The organism is Nicoliella sp. ESL1106 (assembly GCF_058509965.1).
The window spans coordinates 146,861-155,480 of sequence record NZ_CP196341.1 but is presented as its reverse complement, the minus strand read 5'-3'; the positions used below and the strand labels follow the sequence as shown (position 1 = coordinate 155,480).

General features: G+C 36.7%; 13 protein-coding genes. 9 read left to right on the top strand and 4 right to left on the bottom strand.

The features are described from left to right. Positions 1-55: 55 nt before the first annotated feature. The 5 genes from ACSVI6_RS07590 to ACSVI6_RS07570 all read left to right on the top strand — a co-directional run bounded on the left by ACSVI6_RS07590 (position 56) and on the right by ACSVI6_RS07570 (position 2,648). Positions 56-376, top strand: a complete 321-nt coding sequence (locus ACSVI6_RS07590; protein ID WP_491717535.1) for a hypothetical protein — start codon at positions 56-58, stop codon at positions 374-376. Between the two features lie 34 nt (positions 377-410). Continuing rightward, on the top strand, positions 411-683 hold the full coding sequence (locus ACSVI6_RS07585; RefSeq protein ID WP_491721029.1) for a DUF5776 domain-containing protein: 273 nt from the start codon (positions 411-413) through the stop codon (positions 681-683). A gap of 19 nt (positions 684-702) precedes the next feature. Further along, a complete protein-coding gene (locus tag ACSVI6_RS07580) occupies positions 703-1,059 on the top strand; it encodes a hypothetical protein (RefSeq protein WP_491721028.1) in 357 nt (118 codons plus the stop codon). 102 nt (positions 1,060-1,161) lie between these two features. After that, positions 1,162-2,001, top strand: a complete 840-nt coding sequence (locus ACSVI6_RS07575; protein WP_491721027.1) for a hypothetical protein — start codon at positions 1,162-1,164, stop codon at positions 1,999-2,001. Positions 2,002-2,159: 158 nt separating this feature from the next. After that, positions 2,160-2,648 (top strand): hypothetical protein, encoded by a 489-nt coding sequence (locus tag ACSVI6_RS07570; protein WP_491721026.1) that lies wholly within the window; start codon positions 2,160-2,162, stop codon positions 2,646-2,648. 150 nt (positions 2,649-2,798) lie between these two features. Here ACSVI6_RS07570 and ACSVI6_RS07565 read toward each other — a convergent pair whose 3' ends face one another. Beyond that, on the bottom strand, positions 2,799-3,221 hold the full coding sequence (locus ACSVI6_RS07565) for a MerR family transcriptional regulator (protein ID WP_491720301.1): 423 nt from the start codon (positions 3,219-3,221) through the stop codon (positions 2,799-2,801). A gap of 147 nt (positions 3,222-3,368) precedes the next feature. Between ACSVI6_RS07565 and ACSVI6_RS07560 the strand changes: the two genes are divergently transcribed. Both ACSVI6_RS07560 and ACSVI6_RS07555 read left to right on the top strand, forming a co-directional pair. Further along, positions 3,369-3,905: an NAD(P)H-dependent oxidoreductase gene (locus ACSVI6_RS07560; protein WP_491721025.1), complete on the top strand. Its 537-nt coding sequence runs from the start codon at positions 3,369-3,371 to the stop codon at positions 3,903-3,905. A 2-nt stretch (positions 3,906-3,907) separates the two neighbouring features. Continuing rightward, positions 3,908-4,192: a YciI family protein gene (locus ACSVI6_RS07555; protein WP_491721024.1), complete on the top strand. Its 285-nt coding sequence runs from the start codon at positions 3,908-3,910 to the stop codon at positions 4,190-4,192. A gap of 51 nt (positions 4,193-4,243) precedes the next feature. On the opposite strand, the gene ACSVI6_RS07550 is transcribed toward ACSVI6_RS07555, so the two are convergent. Both ACSVI6_RS07550 and ACSVI6_RS07545 read right to left on the bottom strand, forming a co-directional pair. Next, positions 4,244-5,131 (bottom strand): hypothetical protein, encoded by an 888-nt coding sequence (locus tag ACSVI6_RS07550; protein ID WP_491721023.1) that lies wholly within the window; start codon positions 5,129-5,131, stop codon positions 4,244-4,246. Positions 5,132-5,346: 215 nt separating this feature from the next. Continuing rightward, positions 5,347-5,520, bottom strand: coding sequence for a hypothetical protein (locus ACSVI6_RS07545; protein ID WP_491721156.1), 174 nt, complete (start codon positions 5,518-5,520; stop codon positions 5,347-5,349). Between ACSVI6_RS07545 and ACSVI6_RS07540 the strand changes: the two genes are divergently transcribed. After that, the gene (locus ACSVI6_RS07540; RefSeq protein ID WP_491721022.1) at positions 5,456-5,683 is read left to right on the top strand and encodes a hypothetical protein; all 228 of its coding nucleotides are present in this window, start codon (positions 5,456-5,458) and stop codon (positions 5,681-5,683) included. The genes ACSVI6_RS07545 and ACSVI6_RS07540 overlap by 65 nt on opposite strands. Before the next feature lies 1 nt (position 5,684). Here the strand turns inward: ACSVI6_RS07540 and ACSVI6_RS07535 are convergent, their stop codons facing one another. Continuing rightward, a complete protein-coding gene (locus tag ACSVI6_RS07535; protein ID WP_491721021.1) occupies positions 5,685-7,250 on the bottom strand; it encodes a PucR family transcriptional regulator in 1,566 nt (521 codons plus the stop codon). A gap of 145 nt (positions 7,251-7,395) precedes the next feature. Here ACSVI6_RS07535 and ACSVI6_RS07530 point away from each other — a divergent pair, with 145 nt between their 5' ends. After that, positions 7,396-8,610, top strand: a complete 1,215-nt coding sequence (locus ACSVI6_RS07530; protein WP_491721020.1) for a M20 family metallo-hydrolase — start codon at positions 7,396-7,398, stop codon at positions 8,608-8,610. Positions 8,611-8,620 lie beyond the last annotated feature (10 nt).

Genomic DNA, 8,620 nt, shown 5'->3' with positions numbered 1-8,620 from the left:
AAATCGATTTTTAAAATTTAATCATGTATAATTACTAATGAATGGGGGTGAAATGATGCTAAAATGGATTAAAGAGTGGCACCGATTTATGAAATCTGGCGCATATAAAAATGAAAAATACCAAAAGCGTTATCATAAATGGCAGCAGGCAAATCAAAATCGTTATGGGAAGGGTGATCAGTACTATCAATATCATGGGAAACCCACAAATGATTTTCAACGCGGTTATGATCAAGCATGGCATGATAGTATAACCATGGAATATTTAGCACCACATAAGTTGATGACTAAAATTTTTAAATTTTATCAAAACAAACGTTATAAAAGGGGAGTGGAATATAATAGTGGCTATGAATCATTCTTTAATAACGATTAAAACTAATGGAAGTGTGTTACTCAAACGGGTTACTATGATTCTTTCAACAACTGGGTTAGCTATGTTTATGTTTGTTTCACCAGCTGGTGAGGCTAAAACAACTAATGCCCCACTGGTTAGAACTTTACATAAGATCAATATCTACAGTCAAAAAAAGTTTAAAGATGCTAAATTACTGGGTTTTTATGCCAAAAACCAAAAAATTCCAATAATGAGGGTGGTTACAATTGGTGGAATGACCAGGTTTCAATTGTTGGATGGAAACTATATTACTGCAAATAAAAAATTTGTGGAATTAGTAAAATAATTTATGAGGAGCTAAAAAAATGAATATTACAGATTATTTTCGAATGAGTCCTTCGTCACAGCTGGTGTATATGATAGTCTTTGGGGTATTTTTCTGTATTTTTATGTACGGTGCGAGGCATTTGATTTATAGACATCGCAGGGTTCAAGTACAAAAAGCAATTAAAGAGGCTCCTGAGATTGCTAATAGCATGACAGCAGGACAAACCATCATAAAAAACTTAATTACAATTGATGACGAAAAAATTTCTGAATTTTTAGCACCATTTACTGCTGATAAATTCGATGTTCATATTAGTAATAAACGGATTGGAAACAATGAAAGTAACCATTTAATAACGGTTGTAAAAATTACGAAGAAGGTCCATCCAAGATAAGATTTTATTTAAATCAATTGGCGGTGTTTTTATATACAATTTTAATGCAATGTGTGATAATGAAGTTGTTTTAACTAGGTTGTGACTTGGAGGTCTTTAAATATGAATAAGAATAGATTACATAACTTAAAAAAGAGTAAGAATGGATTGGTTTTAGGAGCGGTCACCTTAGGGGTTTTAACGGTCGGATATATGGATAATCAATATTCAGTGAGTGTCCATGCTGATACTAATAGCGTTGCTAGTAGCAATGCGGGGTTAGCTTCAGTTGCTAGTTATGGACAGGCTAGTTTGGCCGTAGCAGAGGGGGCCTTATCTTCTGCTAGCTCAGTAATCTCGACTGCGCGGGATCAATTTGTTAATAACGCTAGTTTAATGAATGATTATACCGATAGGCTTAGCGATGCATTTGCAAATGCTACTACTGCTAATCAAAATAAGTATGCTAGTTTAGCTAATAGTGCAGTGGAACTTACCGATTATCGTGATTATAATAGTGAATATACTGATAGCTTTAATAGTGCTACTAGTGATTATAATGCTGCTAATTCAGCCTTAAAAACGATTGTTGATCAATTTGAACAGATTACTAGCCAATCAAATGCTGCTTCGGTTTCCACTGCCAGCGCTGCTTCAGCTACTAACTCATTAATTTCTGAGGGTTCAACTCAAGCTAGTGTAGTTACTAGTGTGGCAAACTATACTAGTAGCATTGCTAGTCGTGTTCAATCCTATGCTGATGATTATAAAAAGACTGTAAAGTCACTATCTAATAATCTAGCTGGTAAGGCTAAAACCAATAAAAAGAGTGTGACGAATGCTAAAAAGGCCGTTAAAGATGCTAAAGCCCAGGTAAAAAAGGCTAAGGGGACTAAGGCTAAAAAGACTGCCCAAAAGGCGTTGAAAAAGGCTGAAGCTGCTCTTAAAAAACTTGAAAAATAAATAATTAATAATAAAAAATGACGCTCGGTAATTGTTTCCGAACGTCATTTTTTTGCCTAAGTCAGATAGGTGGGTATTTGTTATAAAGGACGGCATTTCATCAATAATTGCATGGTATAATATGGCTATTAATTTATCCCACAGGAGGGAATCTTTAATTGAGAAAAAAAGCGCTTCACTTCAATGATCAAGATGAGTTCAACATTATCCAAACCCAAATCGCTAAACGGCTGCAGGGCCACTGTGAATCGATATCCGCACGATTTGATCCAAATCAACGAATCGGAGTGATCAACCTATCCGTTTGGAACGACATGGATAATAACTTCGGATTTCAAGAGTCGCTTTCGATGCGGCAAGCAGACGATTTGATCCTACTGACCGATAATGGCGATGCGTATTCGATCGTCAGTGATATTTATCGTGATCAACATGGTCATGACGTTGATCCAATCATTGTTAAACGAATCTATAGCAAATCGATCGCTCAGTATCAACAATCAAGTGGTACGCACCCGTACCTTAACGATGACGAAGCAATTCCAGAAATTGTATTTCCGTTTCAGAAGCTCACCGAAGTGGCTGGGGCCTTAGAGCAAATGAACACTATTTACTTTTTACTTGCCCGTAACACAAGCCAAGCATAAATAATAAAAAAAGAACGTTTTGTGGTGCCGAACGTTATTTTTTTATAACCTAGTTAATATATGGCAAAATTGTAAGAACCATCGGATATTCGTATATAAATCTAGTGTAATTGGTATTAGTAATTAAAAAACAAGCTATACTAGGACTTCCTAGTGCAACTTGTTTTTAATTTCGCGTTCAATTCCATATTCTTCGTAGTAACTACGGTTATTCTTGATTTCCCCACTTGCGTATAAATTAATTTTGTGGCGAAGCCTGTGAATTGATTTGTTTAAGTTCGCCCGCTTCTCCAGCAGTGCTTGTTCCTGTTCCCGCAGCAATTCCTCTCTTTGCTTTAGGGTGGCATCACCCTTTTTGATCATTGCCACGTATTGCTGAAGGACTTTGACTGCCACTCCTGAATGTCTAAGGCAAACAATCATTTCAAACCATTGTTGTAGATCCGAATCATAATAACGATTACCATGTTCATTTCTAGGGACGTTGGGGATTAGTCCGATGCGCTCGTAGTAGCGAATTGTTTCGACGCTAACCCCATATTTTTGGCATAGTTGTGTAATTGATAGACTCAACTGATCACTTCCTTAGTATTTATTATAGTAGCTGTAGTTAACTACATGTCAATTTTATTTATTTATTCATTTGGGGTTGTGCTGGACCTCACTATAGGTGGTTTAATAGATAACGTTAACGATTACCAAAAGGAAGGAATTTCGATATTGAAAACATTAATTTTATTATTCCACCCCGATTTAGCACAATCACGCGTAAACAAAGCGTTAATTAAGGCGATTCGGGACGTAAATGACCCTAACGTTACCATTCGAGATGAGTACGCCGTTTATCCGGATGGCAATATTGACGTTCAAAAAGAACAACAACTTGCTGAGCAACATGACCGAATTGTATTCCAATTTCCAATCTATTGGTACAGCTCACCCAGCTTAATGAAGAAGTGGGAGGACTTGGTATTACTGCACGGTTGGGCATATGGATCAGCTGGAACGGTGTTGCACGGCAAACAACTGTCGTTAGCCGTTTCTACGGGCGCTCCTGCTGAAAATTATCACATTTACGGAGCATTCGGGCATACAATTGACGAAATGCTATCGCCGTTTAAGGCCACTAGCAACTTAATTGGGACCCATTTTACGAAGCCGTTTGTGACACAGGGAGTAATGCAGAGCTTAGACGACCAGCAACTTGCTACGCGGTCGGCAGAATACGCTAAATATATTATCGAAGGAGTGGATTAAAAATGAAGTTTATTGAAATTGCAACACCTAAAGCAGAACCATCTCAGTTGGATAAACAACAAATGGACCAGGTAATTGCTGAACACTTGGCATATCTGCGCAACCAATCCCAAATTGGCAATTTAGTGTTCGCTGGATCAACCATCGATAACGTGGGCGGGCTAATTGTATATCAAGCAGCGGATGAAGCTGCTGTTACTCCGTTAGTCCAAAATGATCCACTGTTTCAAGCAAATGCGATGAATATTCAAGTTCATCCGTTTAAAACGCTATCAGATTTAGAATAAATAAAATGACGTTCGAAAGTTACTTCCGAACGTCATTTTGCTTATTATTAACTATTTTTCAGCCTTTTTGAGGGTTGCCTTAGCTTTCTTAAGGGCCGCTTTAGCATGATCATATTTCTTTTTAGCATTTTGTTTTGCCTTTTTAGACTTATGCTTACTATCCTTTACATCTTGGGATGCTTTTTTAAGTGCCTTTTGAGCAGTTTTTACCTTTTGCTTAGCAGTTGTCACTTTATTACCATTGCTACTGGTTTGACCAGTACTGGAAGTGCTAGTTGATCCCGATGATTGGTCGCTAGAGCTACTTGTGGATGCGGTATCGCTACTTGGCACTCCAAAATCCTTTGCCATTGCATCAACGGTTGCTTTGATTTTACTATCATTTGGGATGACACCAGCTAATTCAAGGCCCAAAGCAGTTTGCATTAACCCGTAATCAACATCAACGGCTTGATGGGTACGACTGTAAGAAGCTTCAATTTGAGAGATATAATCTGGGAGTGTAGTGGTACCAGGGGTAACATCATCATTTGCCAGTGTGCTGACAATTTGCACGTTGATTGGTTGTAATGAGCTGTCCTTAGGGGTGAAAGTGGTTGTATTAATTTGACCAACCCAGCCACCAGAATTAGGACCAGTTTCATTTACCTGACTTTCATCTCTTATGTAAGGGGCGGTTGTAAATATGAATTCACGTTTAGTATCGCTACCTTCATTATAAAATTGTTGGCCAGTATCAGTTAAGATGGCGCCATCAAATTGGTTAGGTTGGACGTATTGAGAAGTTTGGGAATCAAGTGGCTTCAATAAGATCCAAGCACCAGTACCGGCATGGGCAACGGTAGGGCTCAAAAAAGTATCGTTGACGGTATTGACAGCTGCAACTCCACCAGCAGTAAGGGTGGCTAATGTAGCTAGGTATATGATTGTCTTTTTCATTTAAGATCATCCTTTCGTTATTAATCTAAATTAGCATCAAAATTGATAACGCACTTTAATTAAGGTAAATAAATAATGATAAATTTTATTATTATTTACCTTATTGTACATTATACGCTAATCATTCCCAAATTGTTGCACCATAACATCTAATAGGTTGATCAACGGTTTAGTCAGCTAGCTTTCCTTTAGGTATACCAGCCTGATTATGACTTTTAAAATGCGACTATTAATTGTTTTTGAAAGTATTGGTTGATTAGCTTTCGAAAGTAGAATTTACCACTGAGGGTGGCGATTTTTAATTTTGCAATCTCAGTCATCGAGATGGATGCATTACTACTGAGCGGACTCCCATCAGCAACTACGGCAATTACTTCATCGCTGAAAATGTATTGCGAAGTTAGTGATGGATCTTCAACTGGTAGAAATGTGACTCCGTTGGTTCAAAATGATCCGTTGTTTAAGGCTGATCTAATGAATATTCAGGTGCATCCATTTAAAACAAATAAAATGACGCTAGGGCAGGGTTCCCGAGCGTCATTTTTTGGTTAATTTATTGTTTATTTACAATTGAATATAGCTTAATGGCCAATGATAGTCTTTCGACTTCCTCTGGATTTTTAATACTGAGCTTTAATGTTTTTTCGACCTTTTTTAGTCGATAGACAGCGGTATTACGGTGTAAAAATAAGTTATCAGCGGCTTTGGATAGTGATTGATTTGCGATAAAGTACTGTTCTAATAGCTCAAGCAGTTGCTCAGACTCATTGGTCGGTAAGTTAAAAATGCCACTTAGGGTTGATTTAATGAACATATTCACTTCATTTTTAGGGATTAGACTTAAGATATCATCAACGTCATCGGGGCGAAATTCAACTGGGGTATCTGAATGATGACTTTTGGCTAGCTCTAATGCTTCTTTACATTCATTCATTAATTTTTGAAAATTGAATAATTGCTTTTGATAGCTGGTAAAACCGATCCTAATTTTGAAATCACTGAAAGTATCAATAATAAAGTTCTCTAGCTTTTTTAATACTTCGGTTAAGTTACCATCTGTCTTAACTAATACAAAGATTTTAAAATCCCAGTTAATGACAACGATTGGAATTTCGATTTTTTGAAAATACCAATAAATATAGTCAACAATTTTATGCATTGCTGCTTGATGATTTCCGGTATCCACTGAATTAGCTTCATCAATTGCAAACGCTTGGTAGGAGTCATTAATATCCAAGTCTTTAAAGCTCAGGGTATTTTTAAAAACTTCTTTAGACATTTTTTTGGAAAGTAGGGTTTCGAAGAATTCACTTTTTCTTTGCCGTTCATCATTAATGTTAATGCCGACCTGCATGTTTTCCAAACTGAGGAGGTTCACCATATTATCAATTAATAGGTGCTGACCAGATCCATTAATGCTAGTTAAGTTAAAAATGACGAATCGACTCGTTAGTTTATTGACCGTTTTTAACGGGTAAATGACGTAATTATCTAAAACTCGTTTAGAGTTCTTGAGTTTTAATAACTCAATTTTTTCAGAAATGAATTGAAATAGTTGATCATTAACTAAAGCCGCTTTGTTTTTAGCTTTAAGACGACCAAAAGTGTCAATGATGAACACATCACATTTTAATAATTGGGAAATGTGGTCCAAAATCTCGTTATCACTTCGTTCTGCCAAAATATATTTTGAAATATATAGAGAGTCATTCATAATTTGAGTTAATTCATCTGTTTGTTGCTGTAAAACGGCATGGAGCAAATTTCTTACAACGACTGATAGACTAACGCTGTCTGGTAATAAAAGGATTGGAAAGTGGGCCTGATTGGCAACTTCAATCACACTCTTTGGAATTTCATTGAAGTATCTGCGATCCTTAATGCCAATCGCAGCTGCCCCTCTTTGGCGCATTGCAATAATGAGATCGTTTAATCCTTGTAGGTTATTAATGAAGTGATACCCAGTCGTTACCAATAACTGCCCCTTGACCACGTAGTCAATAATGTCAGGAGCTTCCATCATTCCCACCGTTGTTACGTTTGTAGATAGATCCGCATCCGCATTGATTAACTTAATTTTGCTAAATTGCGGACGGGCTAATAGTTCTGCTAGTTTCATATATAATCCCCACTTACATCTTTTAAAGATGAGTTTGTATAAATTTACTAAAATCATACATTTAATTAGATGAAAATACAATGATAAAAATACATAAAACTGTAATAATTAACCTCATCAAATATTAAATTGTGAGATGATGTTTATGATTAATTCAGTGAAGAATAGCTCTTTGATGATATTACTAAATCAATTTAGCGAAATTGGTAAGGTATCGACCAATGGAGTTACTAGAAAGGTATATGACAGTCATTGGGTGAATGCCCAACTACAATATGCTAAACGTGCTAAACAGTACGGACTAAAAGTGTTTATGGATCAGATGGGAAACGTATATGCTTCTAATACTGATGATTTAACCAATAAAAAAGTTATCTTAACGGGCTCACATGTTGATACGGTTGAAAATGGTGGACGTTATGACGGAATATATGGCGACCTAGCTAGTTTGGTTTCAACTGGCGAATTATTTTTGAAAAATGGCGAATCACAAGTACCGATCGTTGCGGTATCATTTTCTGAAGAAGAGGGGTCAAGATTCGAAACGACTTTCTCAGGTTCTAAATTTACGACGAATCAATTTAATGAAAATGATTTATTACTTACTGATGAACATGGAATTGATTTTGAGACCGCTAGAAGTAAAGCCGTTTCAACTCTTAATAATTCAATTGATTTAGTAGATTCTAAACTGGACATTCAAGAGTATTTAGAGCTACATGTTGAACAGGGTCCGGTATTGGAAAACCGAGCCGTTAATATTGGAGTTGTTTCCGGAATCACTGGGCAAATTAGATTATTAGTAACCGTTATCGGTAGATCAAATCATGCTGGCACTACCCCGATGGATATGAGAGACGATGCACTTAGAAGCAGCACTAAATTGATGAGTCAAATTTACGATAGTCTTTCGCAAATTGATAGTCTGAGATTTACAATTGGTAAAATCAATGCTTATCCTAACGTTACGAATGTCATCCCTGGTAAGGTGGTATTTTCAATTGATATGCGTGATTTAGACCAATCCGTTTTAAGTTCAGCATTCCAACGAGTAAGTGATATTTGTAATTCTCAAAACGTAAAGATTGATATAACAACTAACGTAACACCATCAAAGATGGATCCTAAATTGATCGACGCAATCAATAAATCCACCAGTGAATTGAACTTAAGCGACTTATCGATTCCATCAGGAGCAGGGCATGATGCGCAGGTGCTTTCATACAAAGTTCCGACAGGGATGATTTTTGTCCCTAGCGTAAACGGGGTTAGCCATTCACCAGAGGAATTTACTGAGGCGAATGATCTTGAGAATGGATTGAATGTTTTAAAACGAACACTATATAAACTAGCATACTAGGGGGCAATTA